19 protein-coding genes are annotated in these 20,288 nt (G+C 73.7%); 14 read left to right on the forward strand and 5 right to left on the reverse strand.

All coding sequences use genetic code 11. The annotated features are described in order from the left end of the window. Positions 1-207 precede the first annotated feature (207 nt). From SAM23877_RS18110 to SAM23877_RS18120, 3 genes are read left to right on the forward strand one after another with little or no spacing between them, the layout of a single operon-like run. Positions 208-1,197: a DUF5819 family protein gene (locus SAM23877_RS18110; protein WP_053134064.1), complete on the forward strand. Its 990-nt coding sequence runs from the start codon at positions 208-210 to the stop codon at positions 1,195-1,197. Then, positions 1,194-2,495, forward strand: a complete 1,302-nt coding sequence (locus SAM23877_RS18115; protein ID WP_053134067.1) for an HTTM domain-containing protein — start codon at positions 1,194-1,196, stop codon at positions 2,493-2,495. Before SAM23877_RS18110 ends, SAM23877_RS18115 begins: the two co-directional genes overlap by 4 nt. Further along, positions 2,492-3,253 carry a TrmH family RNA methyltransferase gene (locus SAM23877_RS18120; protein ID WP_053134071.1) on the forward strand — a complete coding sequence of 254 codons (762 nt, stop codon included), beginning with the start codon at positions 2,492-2,494 and terminating at the stop codon, positions 3,251-3,253. The genes SAM23877_RS18115 and SAM23877_RS18120 overlap by 4 nt, the downstream gene beginning before the upstream one ends. Here SAM23877_RS18120 and paaN read toward each other — a convergent pair. Beyond that, positions 3,250-4,941, reverse strand: a complete 1,692-nt coding sequence (paaN, locus tag SAM23877_RS18125) for a phenylacetic acid degradation protein PaaN (RefSeq protein WP_053134074.1) — start codon at positions 4,939-4,941, stop codon at positions 3,250-3,252. The genes SAM23877_RS18120 and paaN overlap by 4 nt on opposite strands. Before the next feature lie 174 nt (positions 4,942-5,115). Here paaN and SAM23877_RS18130 point away from each other — a divergent pair, with 174 nt between their 5' ends. Both SAM23877_RS18130 and SAM23877_RS18135 read left to right on the forward strand, forming a co-directional pair. Then, positions 5,116-6,657 (forward strand): 3-hydroxyacyl-CoA dehydrogenase, encoded by a 1,542-nt coding sequence (locus SAM23877_RS18130; protein WP_053134077.1) that lies wholly within the window; start codon positions 5,116-5,118, stop codon positions 6,655-6,657. Next, positions 6,654-7,256 (forward strand): TetR/AcrR family transcriptional regulator, encoded by a 603-nt coding sequence (locus SAM23877_RS18135; protein WP_053134081.1) that lies wholly within the window; start codon positions 6,654-6,656, stop codon positions 7,254-7,256. The genes SAM23877_RS18130 and SAM23877_RS18135 overlap by 4 nt, the downstream gene beginning before the upstream one ends. A 106-nt stretch (positions 7,257-7,362) precedes the next feature. On the opposite strand, the gene SAM23877_RS18140 is transcribed toward SAM23877_RS18135, so the two are convergent. Then, positions 7,363-7,881 carry an Lrp/AsnC family transcriptional regulator gene (locus SAM23877_RS18140; RefSeq protein WP_174532230.1) on the reverse strand — a complete coding sequence of 173 codons (519 nt, stop codon included), beginning with the start codon at positions 7,879-7,881 and terminating at the stop codon, positions 7,363-7,365. Between the two features lie 174 nt (positions 7,882-8,055). On the opposite strand from SAM23877_RS18140, the gene pdhA reads away from it, so the two are divergent. From pdhA to SAM23877_RS18170, 6 genes are all read left to right on the forward strand, one after another. Further along, positions 8,056-9,207, forward strand: coding sequence for a pyruvate dehydrogenase (acetyl-transferring) E1 component subunit alpha (gene pdhA / locus SAM23877_RS18145; protein WP_053134087.1), 1,152 nt, complete (start codon positions 8,056-8,058; stop codon positions 9,205-9,207). Next, a complete protein-coding gene (locus SAM23877_RS18150) occupies positions 9,204-10,208 on the forward strand; it encodes an alpha-ketoacid dehydrogenase subunit beta (RefSeq protein WP_053134091.1) in 1,005 nt (334 codons plus the stop codon). Before pdhA ends, SAM23877_RS18150 begins: the two co-directional genes overlap by 4 nt. Further along, on the forward strand, positions 10,208-11,686 hold the full coding sequence (locus SAM23877_RS18155; protein ID WP_053134094.1) for a dihydrolipoamide acetyltransferase family protein: 1,479 nt from the start codon (positions 10,208-10,210) through the stop codon (positions 11,684-11,686). Before SAM23877_RS18150 ends, SAM23877_RS18155 begins: the two co-directional genes overlap by 1 nt. An 80-nt stretch (positions 11,687-11,766) precedes the next feature. Next, positions 11,767-12,732 (forward strand): NTP transferase domain-containing protein, encoded by a 966-nt coding sequence (locus tag SAM23877_RS18160; RefSeq protein WP_425314760.1) that lies wholly within the window; start codon positions 11,767-11,769, stop codon positions 12,730-12,732. After that, positions 12,732-14,126: a molybdopterin molybdotransferase MoeA gene (locus tag SAM23877_RS18165; RefSeq protein WP_053134097.1), complete on the forward strand. Its 1,395-nt coding sequence runs from the start codon at positions 12,732-12,734 to the stop codon at positions 14,124-14,126. The genes SAM23877_RS18160 and SAM23877_RS18165 overlap by 1 nt, the downstream gene beginning before the upstream one ends. Next, the gene (locus tag SAM23877_RS18170; RefSeq protein ID WP_053134100.1) at positions 14,123-15,220 is read left to right on the forward strand and encodes a potassium channel family protein; all 1,098 of its coding nucleotides are present in this window, start codon (positions 14,123-14,125) and stop codon (positions 15,218-15,220) included. Before SAM23877_RS18165 ends, SAM23877_RS18170 begins: the two co-directional genes overlap by 4 nt. Before the next feature lie 27 nt (positions 15,221-15,247). Here SAM23877_RS18170 and SAM23877_RS18175 read toward each other — a convergent pair whose 3' ends face one another. Further along, on the reverse strand, positions 15,248-16,096 hold the full coding sequence (locus SAM23877_RS18175) for an ABC transporter permease (protein WP_053134103.1): 849 nt from the start codon (positions 16,094-16,096) through the stop codon (positions 15,248-15,250). After that, entirely contained in the window at positions 16,093-17,133 is a 1,041-nt protein-coding gene (locus tag SAM23877_RS18180) for an ATP-binding cassette domain-containing protein (protein ID WP_053134106.1), read from the reverse strand. The genes SAM23877_RS18175 and SAM23877_RS18180 overlap by 4 nt, the downstream gene beginning before the upstream one ends. Before the next feature lie 231 nt (positions 17,134-17,364). Between SAM23877_RS18180 and SAM23877_RS18185 the strand changes: the two genes are divergently transcribed. After that, positions 17,365-18,348 carry an NAD(P)H-quinone oxidoreductase gene (locus tag SAM23877_RS18185; protein WP_053134109.1) on the forward strand — a complete coding sequence of 328 codons (984 nt, stop codon included), beginning with the start codon at positions 17,365-17,367 and terminating at the stop codon, positions 18,346-18,348. A 121-nt stretch (positions 18,349-18,469) separates the two neighbouring features. On the opposite strand, the gene SAM23877_RS18190 is transcribed toward SAM23877_RS18185, so the two are convergent. After that, positions 18,470-19,117 carry a hypothetical protein gene (locus tag SAM23877_RS18190; protein ID WP_159041986.1) on the reverse strand — a complete coding sequence of 216 codons (648 nt, stop codon included), beginning with the start codon at positions 19,115-19,117 and terminating at the stop codon, positions 18,470-18,472. A gap of 73 nt (positions 19,118-19,190) precedes the next feature. Here SAM23877_RS18190 and SAM23877_RS18195 point away from each other — a divergent pair, with 73 nt between their 5' ends. Together SAM23877_RS18195 and SAM23877_RS18200 are read left to right on the forward strand one after the other, a co-directional pair. Next, complete coding sequence (locus SAM23877_RS18195; protein ID WP_053134115.1) at positions 19,191-19,580, forward strand: hypothetical protein; 390 nt, start codon at positions 19,191-19,193, stop codon at positions 19,578-19,580. A 140-nt stretch (positions 19,581-19,720) separates the two neighbouring features. After that, positions 19,721-20,263, forward strand: a complete 543-nt coding sequence (locus SAM23877_RS18200; protein WP_053134118.1) for a bacterial proteasome activator family protein — start codon at positions 19,721-19,723, stop codon at positions 20,261-20,263. Positions 20,264-20,288: the final 25 nt, after the last annotated feature.

Genomic DNA, 20,288 nt, shown 5'->3' on the forward strand with positions numbered 1-20,288 from the left:
CGCCGCGGGTGTGCCGGCCCGTGCCGGTTCGGGCGGTGGACGTGGTGACGGCCACGGCGCCGTCGGTCCGCCGGGGGTGTGCGGGCGGACGGTCCTGAGTACCGTTCCCGTTCGAACGCCGCCGAGCAGCCGCACGAGTGGCGCCCGCGCGCCCCGGTGGGGCGCGGACGGGGGCGGAACGACGGATCGGGACCGGAACGGGGCGGGATGGACGCGTACGACACAGGCTCGGGCGCCCGGCAGGGGCGGGACGAGCGGGAGGGCCGGGCCGAGCGGGAACGCTCGGGCCCGTCCGAGCGGGAGGGCTCCGGCGGGTCCGACCGGCCCGGACAGCCGGAACGGTCGCGCGAACCGTCCCAGTCGGAGAAGTCCCAAGAATCAGAGGCATCCGAACCGTCCGAACCGTCCGAGCGGACGGAGGGGCCGGAGGGGCCGGGACGGGCGGACCGGGAGGCCGGTGCCGCCGTCGGGGTCGCCGACCAGGCCGCAGCCTCCAGCGGGGTCGCCGCCGAGGCCGTGGCCGGTCCCCCGGAGGAGGTCGCGGAGCCCCGTACCGGTGTCGCCGCGCTCTCCCCGCGCTACCAGATCGGTGCCGTGGTGGCCCTCGCGGTCGTCGCGGTCGCCGTCTGCGCCCACATAGGCCTGGTGTTCCTGCACGTGGCCCCGTCGAACACGCTCACCAAGCAGCACGGCGCCGCGGTCGACGAGTGGGTCTTCCCGGAGTTCGAGCAGAACTGGAAGCTCTTCGCGCCCAACCCGCTCCAGCAGAACGTCTCCGTCCAGGTCCGCGCCGAGGTGAGCGCGGCGGACGGCTCGATACGCACGACCGGCTGGTACGACCTGTCCGCCGAGGACGGCCGGGCCATCGACGGCAACCCGCTGCCGAGCCACACCCAGCAGAACGAACTCCGCCGGGCCTGGGACTTCTTCGTCGCCACCCACGACTCCGACAACCGCCCGGTGGGCCTGCGGGGCACGCTGTCCGAGACCTACCTGCGGCGCATCGCGGTGCTCCGTCTGGACCGTGCCGAGGCCGCCGAACCGGGCGGTGTCGTCGAGCGCGTCCAGTACCGTTCCCGGACCACGAACGTGAAACCGCCCTCGTGGAGCGGTGAGAAGGTCTCCGACCGGGTGACGTACCGCGAGCTGCCCTGGTGGCCGGCGTCCACCCGTGAGAAGGAAGGGGAAGCCGCGTGAACGGCATCACCCTCTCGGTCTCCCGCGGCATCGCCCGCGTCACCGGTGCCGCCCTCGGTCCCTACCAGACCGCGGTGATCCGCATCGGTTTCAGCGCCACCTGGCTGCTCTTCCTGCTGCGCGAGCTTCCGCACCGCGACGAGTTGTACGGGCCCGGCAGCCCCTGGACCCACGGCCTCGCCGAGCAGCTGATCGCGGACAACGGCGCCTTCACGGCGCTGATGTGGTCCGACGGCCGGGCGTGGTTCGAGATCGTCTACGCGCTGGCCGTGCTGAGCAGTGTGCTGCTCCTGCTGGGGTGGCGCACCAGGACCATGTCCGTCCTCTTCATGGTCGGCGTGCTCTCGCTGCAGAACCGCAGCGTCTTCATGGGGGACGGCGGCGACAACGTCCTGCACCTGATGAGCATCTACCTGGTCCTCACGCGCTGCGGCCAGGTGTGGTCGCTGGACGCGCGCCGGGCGCGGCGGGAGCACGAGGCCCGCGCGCGCGGGGAGCGGGTCGTGGACCGGGTCGGTCCGGCGCTGTGGTGCGTGTTCGGGTTCGTGCTGCTCACGGTGGTGCTGGCGGGCGGACTGGACGGCGACTGGTTCGTCCCGGCGCTGCTGTGGGCGGTCTGGGTCGCGCAGGGCCTGTGGTGGGCCGTGGGGCGCCTCACCGGGAGCGGCGAGCCGCGTCAGCTGCTCGACGTGATCACCAACATCGTGCACAACGGCGCGCTGGTGGTGATCATGGCCGAGGCCTGCCTGATCTACGCCACCGCGGGCTGGTACAAGATCCAGGGGTCGCGTTGGCAGGACGGCACCGCGGTCTACTACCCGCTGCACCTGGACTACTTCTCGCCGTGGCCCGCGCTCTCCGACGCGCTGTCCGCGAACGGCACCATGGTCATGCTCATCACCTACGGCACGGTCGCCGTGCAGGTCGCCTTCCCGTTCACGCTGTTCAACCGGCGGGTGAAGAACGTCCTGCTGGCCGCCATGATGACGGAGCACGCGGTGATCGCCGTCGTGCTGGGGCTGCCGTTCTTCTCGCTGGCGATGATCGCCGCCGACGCGGTCTTCCTGCCCACCTCGTTCCTGCGCCGTGCGGGGGACCGGGCCGTGCGGGTGCGTGACCGGCTGGCGGGCCGCCGGCGGGCCGGGCGCGAGGGCGGGGCGACGGTGCCCGGCCCCCGGACCGGGTCCGGGGCACTCGGCGCGGCGACCGGGACGGGCGGCCGTGCGGAGGCGGGGACCGGAGCCGGGGCCGGGGACAAGAGGGACGCCGAGCAGGCGCACGTAGGCTTCGGGGCATGACCGACTCCGACCTGCTGGGCGCCTGGCGCCGGCACGCCGGTGCGTGCGTGCTGCTGGACGGCTTCCACGCCCTCAAGCACGCGCTGCGCTTCGGCGCCGAGGTCCCGGTGGCCGTCACCGGCGACCGCGCGGGCGCCCTGGCCCTCGCCGAGGAGCTGGCTCCGGATCTGCGGGAGGCCCTGGACGCTCTGCTGGCCGAGGTGCCGCGGGAGACCTACGCCTCCCTCGTCCCGCGCCCGCACCCCACCGCGGTGGCCGCCCTGGCCGTACGGCCCGCGCGGGAGGCCCAGCTGCGGGCGCTGGGGCACCTGCCCCGCACCGCGCCCGTCGTCGTCCTCGACCAGCCCCGCAACCTGGGCAACGCGGGGGCGGTGGTCCGGCTGGCCGCCGGTTTCGGGGCGACCGGTGTCGTCACCACAGGCCCGCTCGACCCGTGGCATCCCACGGTGGTGCGCGGCGGAGCGGGGCTGCACTTCGCGACCGCCGTGGAGCGGCTGGACGTCGGGGACCTGCCGCCGGGTCCGGTGTTCGCCCTGGACCCGGAAGGCGAGGACATCCGCGGGCTGAAGCTGCCGGACGACGCGCTGCTCGCGTTCGGCTCCGAGCGCAGCGGACTCTCGGACGAGCTGCGCGCGCGTGCCGACCATCTGGTGGCGCTGCCGATGCGCCCCCAGGTCTCCAGCTACAACCTCGCGACCAGTGTGGCCATGACGCTGTACCACTGGAGCGCGACCGGGGGCGCGGTCCGGGCCTCCTAGGCCTCCCGGCGCACCTCCACCACCCGGAAGCGGTTCGCGACGAACGCGCCGTCGCACAGGGCCGCGTTGGCCGCCGGGTTGCCGCCCGAGCCGTGGAAGTCGGAGAAGGCCGCCGTCTGGTTGACGTACACCCCGCCGGTGAGGTTGAGGGAGAGCTGGGCCGCCTCCTCCAGGCAGACCTCCCGCACGGCCTCCTCGACCTGCGTGTCGTTCGTGTACGCGCCCACCGTCATCGCGCCCTTCTCCCGGATGCTGTGCCGCAGCAGCCGCACGGCGTGGTCCGCGGAGTCGACGGCGACGGCGAAGGAGACGGGGCCGAAGCACTCGCTGGTGTAGGCGGCCTCGTCGTCCGGCTTGGCGCCGTCCAGCTTGACGATCACCGGGGTGCGCACGACCGCGTCCGGGAAGTCCGGGTTGGTCACCTCGCGGGAGGCCAGGGCGACCTCGCCGAGGCCGGCGGCGGCCTCCAGACGGGCCTTGACGTCCGGGTTGACGATCGCGCCGAGCAGGGCGTTCGCCCGGGCGTCGTCGCCGAGGAGTCCGTCCACCGCCCGCGCCAGGTCGGCGGTCACCTCGTCGTAGGACTTGGCGCCCTGGTCGGTGCGGATGCCCTCGCGGGGGATGAGCAGGTTCTGCGGGGTGGTGCACATCTGGCCGCTGTAGAGGGACAGCGAGAAGGCCAGGTTGGAGAGCATGCCCTGGTAGTCGTCGGTCGACTCCACGATGACCGTGTTGACGCCGGCCTTCTCCGTGAAGACCTGCGCCTGGCGGGCGTTGGCCTCCAGCCAGTCGCCGAAGGAGGTGGAGCCGGTGTAGTCGATGATCCGGATCTCGGGGCGGGTCGCCAGGGTCTTGGCGATGCCCTCGCCGGGACGCTCGGTGGCCAGCGCGACCAGGTTCGGGTCGAAACCGGCCTCGGCGAGGACCGCGCGGGCGGCCTGCACGGTCAGCGCCAGCGGCAGCACCGCGCGCGGGTGGGGCTTGACCAGGACCGCGTTGCCGGTGGCGAGGGAGGCGAAGAGGCCCGGATAGCCGTTCCACGTGGGGAAGGTGTTGCAGCCGATGACCAGGCCGATGCCCCGCGGCACCGGCGTGAACCGCTTGGTCAGCGCCAGCGGGTCGCGCTTGCCCTGCGGCTTGGTCCACTCCGCGGTGTCGGGGGTGCGGACCTGCTCCGCATAGGCGTACGCCACCGCCTCCAGCCCGCGGTCCTGCGCGTGCGGGCCGCCCGCCTGGAAGGCCATCATGAAGGCCTGTCCCGAGGTGTGCATGACGGCCTGCGCGAACTCCATCGTCCGGTCGCTGATCCGCTTGAGGACCTCCAGGCAGACCATGGCGCGCAGCTCGGCGCCCGCGTCCCGCCACGCCTTCTGGCCGGCCCGCATGGCGGGCAGCAGCACGTCGACGTCCGCGTGCGGGTACGTCACGCCCAGCTCGACGCCGTACGGGGAGACCTCCCCGCCCACCCAGTCGTCGGTGCCGGGCTGGCCGAGGTCGAGGCGGGTGCCGAGCAGGGCGTCGAAGGCGGCCTTGCCCGCGGCCGTGTCCAGGCTGCCGTTCTCCCCGTAGGCCTTGGGGTGCTCGGGGTGGGGGGACCAGTACGCGCGCGTGCGGATCGTCTCCAGCGCCTGGTCCAGGGTCGGCCGGTGCCGGTCGATCAGCTGGTGCGCGGTGAGTTCGGCGGCCATGCGGGACCAACTCCTCGTCTCTCACGAACCCGCCGTCGACTCCTTCGTCGAGTTCGTGACCTGGGGGGAAACCTGGGCAGAAACAGGCGGACACGGCTAGAGTAACCGAACGATCGGTCGGGACAAGGGGGACCGCCGCATCTGTGGAAAACCCCGTGCGGGAGGATCGCGCACATGACAGCACTCGACCTCAGCAGCCCCGTGGCCGTCGTCGGCACCGGCACCATGGGCCAGGGCATAGCCCAGGTGGCGCTGGTCGCGGGCCACCCCGTACGGCTGTACGACGCCGTCGCCGGGCGGGCCCGGGAAGCGGCCGACGCGATCGGCGCCAGGCTCGACCGGCTCGTCGAGAAAGAGCGGCTCACGGGCGCCGAGCGGGACGCGGCCCGCGCCCGGCTGAAGCCCGCCGAGGCGCTCGGCGACCTCGCCGGCTGCGCACTGGTCGTCGAGGCGGTCCTGGAGCGGCTGGACGTCAAGCGGGAACTGTTCCGTGCGCTGGAGGACGTGGTCGGCGACGACTGCCTGCTCGCCACCAACACCTCCTCCCTGTCCGTCACCGCCGTCGGTGGCGCGCTGCGCGTACCCGGCCGCTTCGTCGGCCTGCACTTCTTCAATCCCGCGCCCCTCCTGCCGCTGGTGGAGGTGGTCTCCGGGTACGCGACCGACGCCGCGTCGGCCACGCGCGCGTACGAGACGGCCCGCGCCTGGGGCAAGACCCCGGTCGCCTGCGCCGACACCCCCGGCTTCGTCGTCAACCGCATCGCCCGGCCCTTCTACGCGGAGGCCTTCGCGGTGTTCGAGGAGCGGGCCGCCGACCCCACCACCATCGACGCGGTGCTGCGCGAGTCGGGCGGCTTCAGGATGGGCGCCTTCGAGCTGACCGACCTCATCGGGCAGGACGTCAACGAGTCCGTCACGCGCTCCGTGTGGGAGGCGTTCTTCCAGGACGTGCGGTTCACGCCGTCCCTGGCCCAGCGCCGCCTCGTCGAGTCCGGCCGGCTCGGGCGCAAGAGCGGGCAGGGCTGGTACGACTACCGGGACGGGGCCGGGCGGCCCGCGCCGCACACCGCCGAGCCCGCCGACCGGCCCGCCCGCGTGGTCGTCGAGGGCGACCTGGGGCCCGCCGCCGAGCTGGTCGAGCTGATCCGTGAGGCGGGCATCGAGGTCCGCGAGGAGAGCGGCGACGACCGGCCGTTCGCGCCGCTCGCCGGGGCCGGGGCGCTCACCCTGCCCGGCGGCGGACGGCTGCACCTCACCGGAGGGCAGACCTCCACCGAGCTGGGCGACGTCGTCCACTTCGACCTCGCCCTCGACTACCGGCGGGCCACGCGCGTCGCCCTGGCCCCCTCCCAGACCGCCTCGCCCCGCACCCTGGCCGAGGCCACCGGCCTCTTCCAGGCGCTCGGCAAGCAGGTCAGCGTCATCGGCGACGTGCCCGGCATGATCGTGGCGCGCACGGTCGCGCGGATCGTCGACCTCGCGCACGACGCGGTCGCCCGGGGGGTGGCCTCCGCCGAGGACGTCGACACCGCGATGCGCCTCGGTGTGAACTATCCCCTCGGGCCCGTCGAGTGGGGCCGCCGGCTGGGTCCGTGGTGGGTGCACGACCTGCTCGGCGAGCTGCACCTGCGCGAGCCCACCGGGCGCTACGCCCCGTCCCGCGCGCTCAACCGTCAGGCGCACCTGACCGACGCAGGGGAGGACACCCCCTCATGACCACCGCCAAGCGCGACACGTACACGCCCGAGACCCTCCTGTCCGTCGCCGTGCAGGTCTTCATCGAGCGCGGCTACGACGGCACCTCCATGGAGCACCTGTCCAAGGCGGCCGGCATCTCCAAGTCGTCGATCTACCACCACGTCACGGGCAAGGAGGAGCTGCTGCGCCGGGCCGTGAGCCGGGCCCTGGACGAGCTCTTCGGGATCCTCGGCGAGGAGCACGCGTGCGTGGGGTCCGCCGCCGAGCGGCTGGAGTACGTCGTGCGCCGCATGGTCGAGGTGCTCATGGCCGAGCTGCCCTACGTGACCCTGCTGCTGCGGGTGCGCGGCAACACGGACACCGAGCGGTGGGCGCTGGAGCGGCGGCGCGAGTTCGACCACCGGGTCGCCGACCTGCTGAAGGCGGCGGCGGCCGAGGGGGACGTGCGCGCGGACGTGGAGGTGCGGCTCGCGACCCGCCTGGTCTTCGGCATGATCAACTCGATCGTGGAGTGGTACCGCCCCGAGGGCCCCGACGGCCGGGGCGGCGCACGGGAACGCGAGGTGGTCGACGCGGTGGCGCGCCTGGTGTTCGGGGGGCTGCGCAAGGCCTCCTGAGCCGAGTGGGCCGAGTGGGCCGAGTGGGCCGAGTGGGCCGTTCGGGCCGAGTGGGCCGACTGGGCCGGGAACAGGCTCGCTTTCGGCTCGTCTCCCGGTCCGGCGGTCAGCTCTGCGGTTCCAGGTCCTCGGTCTCGAAGACCAGCAGGGTGCGGGTGCTGAGCACCTCCGGGATGGCCTGGAGCCGGGTGAGCACCAGCTCGCGCAGGGCCCGGTTGTCGGGCGTGTGCACCAGGAGCAGGACGTCGAAGTCACCGCCCACCAGGGCGATGTGGGAGGCCCCGGGGAGCTGCCGCAGCTGCGCGCGGACGGTGCGCCAGGAGTTCTGGACGATCTTCAGGGTGATGTAGGCCGAGGTGCCGTGCCCCGCCCGTTCATGGTCGACGCGGGCGCCGAAGCCGCGGATGACACCGTCCTCGACGAGCCGGTTGATGCGGGCGTAGGCGTTCGCGCGCGAGACGTGCACCCGATCGGCGACCGAGCGTATCGAGGCGCGTCCGTCCGCCTGGAGCATGCGCAGGATGTCCTGGTCGATGGCGTCCAGCGGACGGGCGGGCGGCGGGGGTCCGGCGTCGTCCGGGCCGTCGGCGTCCTGCGGGCGCTCGGCCATTTGTTCAGATGCCATGTGCCCCCGCCTTCCCGCCGTGGACGTACTGCGTCCATCTCAGGCTGTGGAGAACCGTTTGTCCACAGCCTGGGGCCGCCTGTAGCCAAAATGTGCCGGCGACCGAACAATCGGTAGGTGAGGCCCGTCACACCCGTGGCGAGCCCGAAGCCGCTCCCACGAGGAGGTGCCGTCATGACGGTCATGGAGCAGCGGGGCGCTTACCGGCCCACACCGCCGCCCGCCTGGCAGCCCCGTACCGACCCCGCGCCGCTGCTGCCCGACGCGGAGCCGTACCGCGTCCTCGGCACGGAGGCCGCCGGGCAGGCCGACCCCGACCTGCTGCGCACGCTGTACGCCCGGCTGGTCAGCGGCCGGCGGTACAACGCGCAGGCGACGGCACTGACCAAGCAGGGCCGACTGGCCGTCTACCCGTCCAGCACCGGCCAGGAGGCCTGCGAGGTCGCCGCCGCGCTGGCCCTCGAGGAGCGCGACTGGCTCTTCCCCAGCTACCGCGACACGCTCGCCGTCGTCGCCCGCGGCGTCGACCCCGTCGAGGCGCTCACGCTCCTGCGCGGCGACTGGCACACCGGCTACGACCCCTACGAGCACCGGGTCGCCCCCCTGTCCACCCCGCTCGCCACCCAGTTGCCGCACGCCGTGGGCCTCGCGCACGCCGCCCGCCTCAAGGGCGACGACGTGGTCGCGCTGGCCATGGTCGGCGACGGCGGCACCAGCGAGGGCGACTTCCACGAGGCGCTGAACTTCGCCGCCGTCTGGCAGGCCCCGGTCGTCTTCCTCGTGCAGAACAACGGCTTCGCGATCTCCGTCCCGCTCGCCAAGCAGACCGCCGCCCCGTCGCTGGCCCACAAGGCCGTCGGCTACGGGATGCCCGGCCGCCTGGTCGACGGCAACGACGCCGCCGCCGTGCACGAGGTCCTCTCCGACGCCGTACGCCACGCGCGCGCGGGTGGCGGCCCGACCCTGGTGGAGGCGGTGACGTACCGCGTCGAGGCGCACACCAACGCCGACGACGCCACGCGGTACCGGGGCGACGCCGAGGTGGAGACCTGGCGCCGGCACGACCCGATCGATCTTCTCCAGCGGGAGCTGACCGAGCGCGGCCTGCTCGACGAGGACGGAGTCCGGGCCGCCCGCGAGGACGCCGAGACCATGGCCGCCGACCTGCGCGCCCGGATGAACCAGGACCCGCGGCTGGATCCGATGGACCTGTTCGCCCACGTCTACGCCGAGCCCACCCCGCAGCTGCGCGAGCAGCGGGACCTGCTGCGCGCGGAGCTGGCGGCGGAGGCCGAGTCCGGGGCGGCCGAAGGGGGGCACCGATGACGACCGTCGCCGCCAAGCCGGCCACCATGGCGCAGGCCCTCACGCGCGCGCTGCGCGACGCCATGGCCGCCGACCCGGGCGTGCACGTCCTGGGCGAGGACGTGGGCGCCCTCGGAGGCGTCTTCCGGGTCACCGACGGACTGGCCGCGGAGTTCGGCGAGGACCGCTGCACGGACACCCCGCTCGCCGAGGCCGGCATCCTCGGCACGGCGGTCGGCATGGCGATGTACGGGCTGCGCCCGGTCGTGGAGATGCAGTTCGACGCCTTCGCCTACCCGGCGTTCGAGCAGGTCGTCAGCCATGTCACCAAGATGCGCAACCGCACGCGCGGCAAGATGCCCCTGCCGCTGACCATCCGCGTCCCCTACGGCGGCGGCATCGGCGGCGTCGAGCACCACAGCGACTCGTCCGAGGCGTACTACATGGCGACTCCGGGGCTCCATGTCGTCACGCCCGCGACCGTCGCCGACGCCTACGGGCTGCTGCGCGCGTCCATCGCCTCCGACGACCCGGTGGTCTTCCTCGAACCCAAGCGCCTGTACTGGTCGAAGGACGCCTGGAACCCTCAGGAGCCGGCACCCGTTGAGCCGATAGGCCGCGCGGTGGTGCGGCGCCCCGGCCGGAGCGCCACACTCATCACGTACGGGCCGTCGCTGGTCGTCTGCATGGAGGCGGCCGAGGCGGCCCGGGCCGAGGGCTGGGACCTCGAAGTCGTCGATCTGCGCTCCCTGGTGCCGTTCGACGACGAGACGGTGTGCGCTTCGGTGCGGCGGACGGGACGCGCGGTCGTCGTCCACGAGTCGGGTTCCTTCGGGGGCCCGGGCGGGGAGATCGCGGCCCGGGTCACGGAGCGCTGCTTCCACCACCTGGAGGCGCCGGTGCTGCGTGTGGCCGGGTTCGACATCCCGTATCCGCCGCCGATGCTGGAGCGTCACCACCTGCCCGGTGTGGACCGGATCCTGGACGCCGTGGGGCGCCTGCAGTGGGAGGCCGAAAGCTGATGGCACAGGTGCTGGAGTTCAAGCTCCCCGACCTCGGTGAGGGGCTCACCGAGGCGGAGATCGTCCGCTGGCTGGTCGAGGTCGGTGACGTCGTCGCCGTCGACCAGCCGGTCGTCGAGGTCGAGACGGCCAAGGCGATGGTCGAGGTGCCCTGCCCCTACGGCGGCGTGGTCACCGCCCGCTTCGGCGAGGAGGGCGCGGAGCTGCCCGTCGGGGCGCCGCTGCTGACGGTGGCGGTGGGCGAGAGCGCCGCCGACCGTCCGGCCCGGGACCCGGGCACGGGCGGCGAGGCGGCGGAGGCGGCACGAGGGGCGGACACGGGGGCCGGGGAGCCGAAGGCCGGCGAGTCCAGGAGTGAGGGCTCGGGCAACGTCCTCGTCGGGTACGGCACCTCCGAGGCGCCCGCGCGCCGGCGCCGGGTCCGGGTGGACCGGCAGGCGTCCCCCGCGGCGGGCGGAGGGGCGAACGGCCGGGACCGCGGGGCCGATCCGGCCGCGGAGGGCCCCGTCCCCGTGATCTCCCCGCTGGTGCGCAGGCTGGCCCGGCAGCACGACCTGGACCTGCGCGAACTGACCGGCTCCGGCCCCGAGGGACTGATCCTGCGGGCGGACGTGGAGTACGCGCTGCGCGCCGCCGCCGCGCAGGGCGGCCGTACGGCGGGCCAGGAGGACGGGACGCGGGCGGCAGGCGCGGGGCGCACTCCGGCCGGCCTCGCGTCTTCCGCCTCCTCCGCGTCCTCCGCGCCCGTCACGACCGTGGCGTCCTCCGCGTCCTCCGCGGCGCGGTCGGGTGGCATCCGCACCCCGCTCAGGGGCGTCCGCGGCGCCGTCGCCGACAAGCTCTCCCGCAGTCGGCGTGAGATCCCGGACGCGACCTGCTGGGTCGACGCCGACGCGACCGAGCTGATGCGGGCGCGCACCGCGATGAACGCCGCCGGCGGGCCGAAGATCTCCCTCGTCGCCCTGCTGGCCCGGATCTGCACGGCCGCGCTGGCCCGCTTCCCCGAGCTGAACTCCACGGTCGACACCGAGGCCAGGGAGATCGTCCAACTCGACCAGGTCCACCTCGGTTTCGCCGCCCAGACGGACCGAGGGCTGGTCGTGCCGGTCGTCCGGGACGCGCACGCGCGCGACGCCGAGGCGCTCACCTCGGAGTTCGCCCGGCTGACCGAGGCGGCCCGGGCGGGTCGGCTGACGCCCGGCGAAGTGACCGGTGGCACCTTCACGTTGAACAACTACGGCGTGTTCGGTGTCGACGGGTCCACACCGATTGTCAACCATCCCGAGGCCGCGATGCTCGGCGTCGGCCGCATCGTCCCCAAGCCGTGGGTGCACGAGGGCGAGTTGGCGGTGCGTCAGGTCGTCCAGCTGTCGCTGACCTTCGATCACCGGGTGTGCGACGGCGGCACGGCGGGCGGTTTCCTGCGATACGTGGCGGACTGCGTGGAACAGCCGGCGGTGCTCCTGCGCACGCTGTGACACCGGTGCCGACGCGCACCCTCTGATCGCGCGTGCTCCCCCGCGTTCCCTGTGATCGAGCAGGGACGCATACTCAGGGGGTGACCGCGTACGAGCCCACCGGTGAACCCGGCGCCGGCCCCGGACCCGCGCCGGGCCCGGCGTCCGCCGGGTACGACGCCGTCGTGCTCGCGGGCGGGGCCGCCCGGCGGCTCGGCGGCGCGGACAAGCCGGGTCTCCGCGTGGGCGGACGCGCGCTGCTGGACCGCGTGCTCGCCGCCTGCGCCGGAGCGCGGACCACCGTCGTCGTCGCCGGACCACGGCCCACCGCACGGCCGGTGACCTGGGCCCGCGAGGACCCGCCCGGCGGCGGGCCGCTCGCCGCCCTGGCCGCCGGACTGGGTCACACCTCGGCGGAGCACGTGCTGGTGCTCTCCGCCGACCTGCCGTTCCTCGCCGAGCCCACCGTCGGACACCTGCTGTCGGCGCTCGCCGCCGGCGACGTCGACGGTGTGCTGCTCACCGACGCCGACGGCCGCGACCAGCCCCTCGTCGCGGCCTACCGCGCGCGGGCGCTGCGCCGCGAACTGGCCGCGCTCACCCGGGACGGAGCGGATCTCAGCGGCCTGCCCCTGCGCCGCCTGACCGGCGCCCTCCGCCTCACCCGCGTTCCGGACGCCGTCGCGTCCTTCGACTGCGACACCTGGGACGACATCGCCACCGCAAGGGCACGCATCAGGGAGCATGGTCACGTGTTGGATGAATGGATCTCCGCAGCCAAGGACGAGTTGGGCATCGACCTCGAGGTCGACACACACCTCCTGCTCGACCTCGCCCGGGACGCCGCCCACGGTGTGGCCAGGCCCGCGGCCCCGCTGACCACCTTCCTGGTCGGGTACGCGGCCGGGCGGACCGGAGGGGGCCCCGAGGCCGTCGCCGAAGCCGCCCGCAAGGCCGCGGCCCTCGCCCAGCGCTGGGCCGAGGAGGCCGCCTCCGCGTCCGCCCCCGCCGCGGGCCGGCCCGACGTGGCGTCCGACGCCGCCCCCGACACCCGCCCGGACGCGTGATGGCCTCCCCCGGCACACGGGCGGACGAGGAAGCGGAAGACCTCGACGTGGAGGAGGCGCTCGCCCTCGTGAAGGAGAAACCCGTCCCTTCGCACGGCGCCCCCGTACCGGCCGGTGCGCCCTCACCCGCCGCGCACCAAGGCACGAGCCAAGGCACCCCGCTCCGGCCGCCGGGGCCCCACCACCACGCGACGCCCTGGCCCGAAGCACGCGCGACCGCCGAGCGCGCCGCCCGCGCCGCCGTGCGCGCCGCCCACCGGGACCCGGTCTCCGCGCCCCTGGACGCGGCCCTCGGACTGACCCTGGCCGCGCCGCTGGCCGCCCTCACCGACCTGCCCTCCTTCGACACCTCCGCGATGGACGGCTGGGCCGTCGCCGGGCCGGGCCCCTGGGCGGTACGCGACGAGGGCGTGCTGGCCGGGCACGCGGAGCCCGCGCGCCTCACCGACGGCGAGGCCGTCCGCATCGCCACCGGAGCGCGCGTCCCCCAGGACACCACCGCCGTACTGCGCACCGAGCACGGCCGCACCGACGGCAGGGACCGGCTGCAGGCCACCCGTGACGTCGCCCACGGCCAGGACATCCGCCCGCGGGGCCAGGAGTGCCGCAGCGGCGACCAACTGCTGCCCGTCGGCACCCTGGTGACTCCGGCGGTGCTGGGCCTCGCGGCGGCCGCCGGCTACGACACCCTCACCGCGGTCCCCCGCCCCCGCGTCGACGTCCTGGTCCTCGGGGACGAGCTGCTCACCGGAGGGCTGCCGCACGACGGCCTCATCCGGGACGCGCTCGGCCCGATGCTGCCCCCCTGGCTGCGGGCCCTGGGCGCCGAGGTCCGCACGGTCCGCCGGATCGGTGACGACGCCGAGGCCCTGTACCGCACCGTGACGGCCTCCGACGCCGACCTGCTCGTCACGACCGGCGGAACCGCCGCGGGCCCCGTCGACCACGTCCACCCGGTCCTGGACCGGATCGGTGCCGAACTCCTCGTGGACGGCGTCAAGGTGCGCCCCGGCCACCCGATGCTGCTGGCCCGGATCAAGGAGGAACAGCACCTCGTCGGCCTCCCCGGCAACCCCCTCGCCGCGATCTCCGGACTGCTCACCCTCGCCGAGCCGCTGCTGCGCACCCTCGCCGCGCGCCAGGCGCCGGAACCCTACGCGCTGCCCCTGCGGGACGCGGTGCACGGGCACCCGTACGACACCCGGCTCGTCCCCGTCGTCCTGCGGGGCGACGGCGCCGTGCCGCTGCGCTACAACGGACCGGCCATGCTGCGCGGCATCGCCGCCGCCGACGCCCTGGCCGTCGTGCCCCCGGGCGGTGCGCGGCCGGGGCAGGAGACCGAGCTGCTCGACCTGCCCTGGACCACCGGCGGAATCGGAGTGTGTTTCACGTGAAACTTCCGGGCCAGGACGCGATCGCCCGCCAGGCGGACGAGCATCTCGTGACCCATCGGGTGAAACTCCCGAGGAAGCTGGTGGAGCACCCCATCCGCCAGGTCGGCAAACGGTTGTCCATGGCCCTCGTGGTCCTCCTGGCGACGGCGTTCATCGTCTACGCCGACGCCGACGGCTACAACGACAACTCCGACGGCTCCGTCGATCTCCTCGACGCCTTCTACTACGCCACCGTCACCCTCTCGACCACCGGGTACGGCGACATCACACCCGTCAGTGACGCGGCCCGGCTGACCAACATCTTCGTCATCACGCCGCTGCGCGTGATGTTCCTGATCATTCTGGTCGGCACCACCCTGGAAGCCCTCACCGAGCGCACTCGGGAGGAGTGGCGCCTGAACCGCTGGAGGTCCACCTTGCGCGATCACACCGTCGTCGTCGGTTTCGGCACCAAGGGGCGGTCGGCGATCCAGACCGTCTGCGCGACCGGTCTGCGCAAGGAGCAGGTCGTGGTGGTCGACCCCAGCGGGAAGGCCATCGAGGCCGCGACGGCCCACGGCTACGCGGGGGTGATAGGGGACGCGACCCGCAGTGACGTGCTGAACCGTGCCGAGGTGTACCGGGCGAAGCAGATCATCATCGCCACCCAGCGGGACGACACGGCCGTCCTGGTGACGCTGACGGCCCGGCAGCTCAACCGGGGCGCGAAGATCGTCGTCGCGGTCCGCGAGGAGGAGAACGCGCCGCTGCTGAAGCAGTCCGGCGCCGACGCCGTGATCACCAGCGCCAGCGCCGCGGGCCGGCTGCTCGGGCTCTCCGTGCTCAGCCCCGCCGCCGGCATGGTCATGGAGGACCTCATCAGCCAGGGCAGCGGGCTCGACCTCGTCGAGCGGCCGGTCATAAAGGCCGAGGTGGGCCGGAGCCCGCGCGAGACGGACGACCTGGTGGTGAGCGTCGTGCGCGGACACCGGGTGCTCGGATACGACGATCCGGCCGTCGGTGGGCTGGAGTTGGCCGACCGTCTGATCACGATCGTGCGGGCGACGCCGGCCACCCATGTGGCGCCCGACGCCCGCCCGCTGCCCCGCGACTGACGGGGCGCCGACCGCGTACGCGAGGGTCTACTTGCGGTTGTAGAGCCGCATCGTGACGGGGCCGAAGACCAGCAGGAGCACACCCGCCCAGCCCAGCGTCCAGGCGATCTCGGCACCGGGCCAGTCACCGGCCATCAGGCCCCGCACCGCGGATGCCAGGTGGGTGATCGGGCTGTTGTTGACGAACGCCTGGAGCCAGCCCGGCATGGTCTTCGGGTCGACGAAGACGTTGGACAGGAAGGTGAGCGGGAAGATCACCATCATGCTGACGCTCATCACCGACTTCTCGGAGCGCATCATGAGCCCGAACATCGTCCAGATCCACGAGAAGGCGAACGAGAACACCAGCAGCAGCGCGATCCCGGCGACCACCCCCACGAATCCGCCGTCCGGCCGGTAGCCGAGCAGCAGGCCCATGGCGAGCATGACGACGGACGCGATGGTGTAGCGCAGCATGTCACCGAGCAGGTAGCCGACCATCGCCGAGGGCCGCCAGATGGGCAGCGAACGGAAGCGGTCGAAGACGCCCTTCTCGATGTCGATGTTGACCGAGACCCCCGTGTACATCGTGATCATCACGACCGACATCACGAGGATGCCCGGCAGCACGAACTGGATGTACTCGCTGGGCGAACCCGCCAGCGCACCGCCGAAGAGGTACGTGAACATCAGCAGGTTCATGATCGGGAACGCGGTGACGTCGAAGAGCTGCTCCGGCACGTGCTTGATCTTGAGCATCGCGCGCCACCCGAACGTCACGGACGTGGAGAGCGCGCTGGGCCGTGGCGGCCGCTCCTTGGCGACCAGCAGGGCCGCCAGCGACTCGGTGCTGACCGTGGAGAGTTCCTTGGTCTCGGTGCTCGTGGCCGTGCTCATGCCGCCACCTCGTCCTTCGTGTCAGGGCCGGTGCCGGTGCTGTCGTCGGTGCCGTTGCCGGTGTTCTGGCCGGTGTCGCGCCCGGTCAGCGCCAGGAAGACCTCGTCGAGGCTGGGCTGTCCCAGGGAGAAGTTGTCCACGGTGATGCCCTGCCGGACCAGCTCGCCGAGCGCCTTGGCGGCCAGGTCGGCGGCCGCGTCGCTCGCCGCCGTCGCCAGGCGGGCGGTCAGCGCCACCGGATCCGGTTCCAGCTGGATTTCGGCGGTCAGCAGGTCGCGCAGCAGCCGCTCGGCCTCGGGCCGCTGTTCCGCGTTCCGCAGCCGCAGGTGGACGGAGCCGGCGCCGACGGACGCCTTCAGCTCGCCCTTGGTGCCCTCGGCGATCACCCGGCCCTTGTCGATGACGGCGATCCTCGACGCCAGCTGGTCGGCCTCGTCGAGGTACTGCGTGGTCAGCAGCACGGTCGTGCCCTGGGCGACGACCGCGCGCACGATGTCCCACACCTGGTTGCGGCTGCGCGGGTCGAGGCCGGTCGTCGGCTCGTCGAGGAAGAGCAGGTCCGGGGTGTTGAGGATGGACGCGGCGATGTCGATCCGCCGCCGCATGCCACCGGAGTAGTGCTTGACCTGCTTCGCCGCGGCGTCCGTCAGTCCGAATGCCGCCAGCAGCTGCTCGCTCCGCTCCAGCGACGCCTTCTTGCCGTGACCGAGGAGCCGGCCCAGCAGGGTCAGGTTCTCGGTGCCGGTGAGGTCCTCGTCGACCGAGGCGTACTGCCCGGTGAGGCTCACCCGGCTGCGTACCTCGTCGGCCTCGCGGACGACGTCGCGGCCGAAGACGTGGGCCTGGCCGCTGTCCGGCCGCAGCAGGGTGGCGAGCATCTTCACCGTGGTGGTCTTGCCCGCGCCGTTCGGCCCGAGGACGCCGTAGACGGTGCCGGCGGGCACCGCGAGGTCCACCCCGTCCACGGCGCGGGTCTCACCGAACGTCTTCACCAGCCCCGCGGTCTCGATCGCTAGTCCGGACGTCTGCGTGCTCATGCTGGGGGGTCCTTCCGCCTTCTCGGCCGGCCGGGTCGTGGCGGTGCGCTCTGGGCCACGAGCCCTTGGCTGTGCTCTCTTGGGTTGTCCATGGGGAGACCTTTACCCTCGCGCAAACTAATCGGTCGCGCACAGGATTTCCCGAACAGACGGTTCGAAAGTCCGAGGGCGCTCCGGCCGTGGACCGAGGTGGGCGGGTCCGCCCGGGGGCGGAGGAGTAGCGTCGCCCCCATGCATGCGATCACGATTTCCGAACCCGGAGGCCCCGAGGCGCTGGTGTGGGCCGAGGCCCCAGATCCGGTACCCGGCGAGGGCGAGGTCCTGGTCGAGGTGACGGCCAGCGCCGTCAACCGCGCCGACATCATGCAGCGCCAGGGCTTCTACGATCCCCCGCCCGGCGCCTCCCCCCACCCCGGCCTGGAGTGCTCCGGGCGGGTGGCGGCCGTGGGGTCCGGCGTGTCCGGCTGGTCCGTCGGCGACGAGGTGTGCGCGCTGCTCGCGGGCGGCGGTTACGCCGAGAAGGTCGCCGTGCCGGCCGGCCAGCTCCTGCCGGTTCCGAAGGGCATCGACCTCAAGCGGGCGGCGGCCCTGCCCGAGGTGGTCTGCACCGTCTGGTCGAACGTCTTCATGGTCGCCCACCTGCGCCCCGGCGAGACGCTGCTCGTGCACGGCGGCTCCAGCGGGATCGGCACCATGGCCATCCAGCTCGCCAAGGCCGTCGGCGCCAAGGTCGCCGTGACGGCGGGCACCGCGGAGAAACTGGAGCGCTGCGCCGAACTGGGCGCCGACATCCTGATCAACTACCGGGAGCAGGACTTCGTCGCCGAGGTGAAGGAGGCCACGGGCGGCGCCGGTGCCGACGTCATCCTCGACAACATGGGCGCCAAGTACCTGGACCGCAACGTCCAGGCCCTCGCCGTCAACGGCCGGCTCGCGATCATCGGCATGCAGGGCGGCCGGAAGGGCGAGCTGAACATCGGCACCCTCCTCGCCAAGCGCGCCGCCGTCAGCGCGACCTCGCTGCGGGCGCGGCCGCTGGAGGAGAAGACGGCGATCGTGGCGGCCGTGCGCGAGCACGTCTGGCCGCTGCTGGACGGGGGGCACGTCAGCCCGGTCGTCGACCGCGAACTCCCGATGAGCGAGGCCGCCGCCGCCCACCGGATCGTGGAGGAGAGCGGGCACATCGGGAAGGTGCTGCTGGTCACCTCGTCGTAGGGCTGCGTGCGGTCCTCGTCGGCCGGCGTGTGGCCCGTCCCGGCGGGGCGGGCCGGCCGGCCGGGGGGTACGGGACCCGGTCGCCCGGCGCCGGGTGCCCGACGCCGGCAGCGGGTGTCGTCTAACCGCGTCGCAGACGCAGCCCGACGAGACCCAGGGCCAGGCCGAGGCCGATGAGGACCAGGCCGCTGCCCAGCGGAAGGACCCGCAGTACGGGCTCGGTGGCCTGCTCGGTGCGGGTCCGGTCCCCGGACGGGGAGGCGGACGGCACCGCGACGGCCTCCCCGGGCGGCAGGGTGCCGGCCGGGTCCTCGGCGGCGTCCTGGTCGTCACCGTCCACATCGTGACCGGACACCTCGTCCGCTCGGCCCTCCTCGGGCTCCCGCTCCGCGGGCCGCCCGGGGCGCCGGCGGCCCTCGCCCGGCCGGCTCCCCGCGCGGGAGGGGTCCGGGCCGGCCGTCGGGGCGCCGGACGCCGAGGAGGAGGGGGAGGGCGACCCGGAGCCGCGCGCCTCACTGCCCGCCGGGCCGGAGGGCGGCCGTCCGGACGGGCCGGGGTCCGCCGCGGAGGGAGACCCGGGACCCGCCCCCGGGACGTCACGGCCGTCCTCGTCCCCGGAGCCGTCATGCCCGTCAGGCCCGTCGTGCCCGTCCTGTCCGTCGTGGTCCCCGGGCCGCCCGTTGCCGTCATGGTTCTTGGGATGCTCGTGAGCCCCCTGCCCGCCGGAACCGTCCCCGTCGGACTCCGTCCCGGAAGCGGGAGCGGACACGGAGGGAGAGGGGACCACGGCGGTCCTCTCGGCGCGGGCGGTCCTGTCCGCTACCGCGGCCCTGTCCGCCAGAGTGGTCCTGTCCGTCACGGTGGACCTCTCCACGGCGGTGGCCCTCACCCCTGCCGCGGTGTTCGCCGCCTCGGTGGTTCTGTCCGGTGGCGTGGTGTTCGCCCCCTTGGTGGTCCTGCCCGGTGGCGTGGTGTTCGCCGCCTCGGTGGTCCTGCCCGTCGCCGCGGTGCTCGCCACCCCCGCCACCCCCGCGGCCCCCGCGCCGCTCGCCACCCCCACGGCTACCGCGCCGCTCGCCACCCCGGTGGTCCGCCCCGCCGGGCTCCCCGCCCCGTACGCCGCCTCCGTCCCGCAGGCGGACAGCAGCACGCTCACTCCCACAGCCCCCACCAGTCCCGTCGCTCGCAGGGTGCGTCGCCATGGAGTCACGTCCGTGACCCCCTCCCGGTGAGAACCAGTCGCAGAAATCGACGGAACAAGCCTCACACCCCGCCGTCATACCGGCATATCGGGTGCCGCCGATCGTGTCGGGCCGCTCCTGCCCGGGGGGCACCGCCCGGCCGGGGCGGACGCGTGCGAGACAATGGCGCCATGGAGATGCCGAGGAACGACAGGTCGCCGGAGAACCCCCAGATCCTGGTCGTCGGCCAGGACGGTATGGCGCTCAGCAGCGGTGGCGGGGACGACGACTCCCGCGAGATCCCGGTGACCGAGCAGGTGGAACAGCCTGCCAAGGTCATGCGGATCGGCAGCATGATCAAGCAGCTGCTGGAAGAGGTACGCGTCGCACCCCTGGACGAGGCGAGCCGGGCCCGGCTCAAGGAGATCCACGCCAGCTCGGTGAAGGAGCTGGAGGACGGTCTGGCGCCGGAGCTGGTCGAGGAGCTGGAGCGGCTCTCCCTGCCCTTCACGGAGGACACGACCCCGACCGACGCCGAACTGCGGATCGCCCAGGCGCAGCTGGTCGGCTGGCTGGAGGGCCTGTTCCACGGCATCCAGACCACGCTGTTCGCCCAGCAGATGGCCGCGCGCGCCCAGCTCGAGCAGATGCGCCGCGCGCTGCCGCCGGGCGTCGGCCAGGACGGCGAGGAGCCGCCGCACCCGGGCGGCCGCTCCGGCGGTCCCTACCTGTAGGGACACCCAGGACACGCACTGACCG

Origin of the sequence: Streptomyces ambofaciens ATCC 23877 (genome assembly GCF_001267885.1) — a bacterium.
GTDB lineage: Bacteria > Actinomycetota > Actinomycetes > Streptomycetales > Streptomycetaceae > Streptomyces > Streptomyces ambofaciens.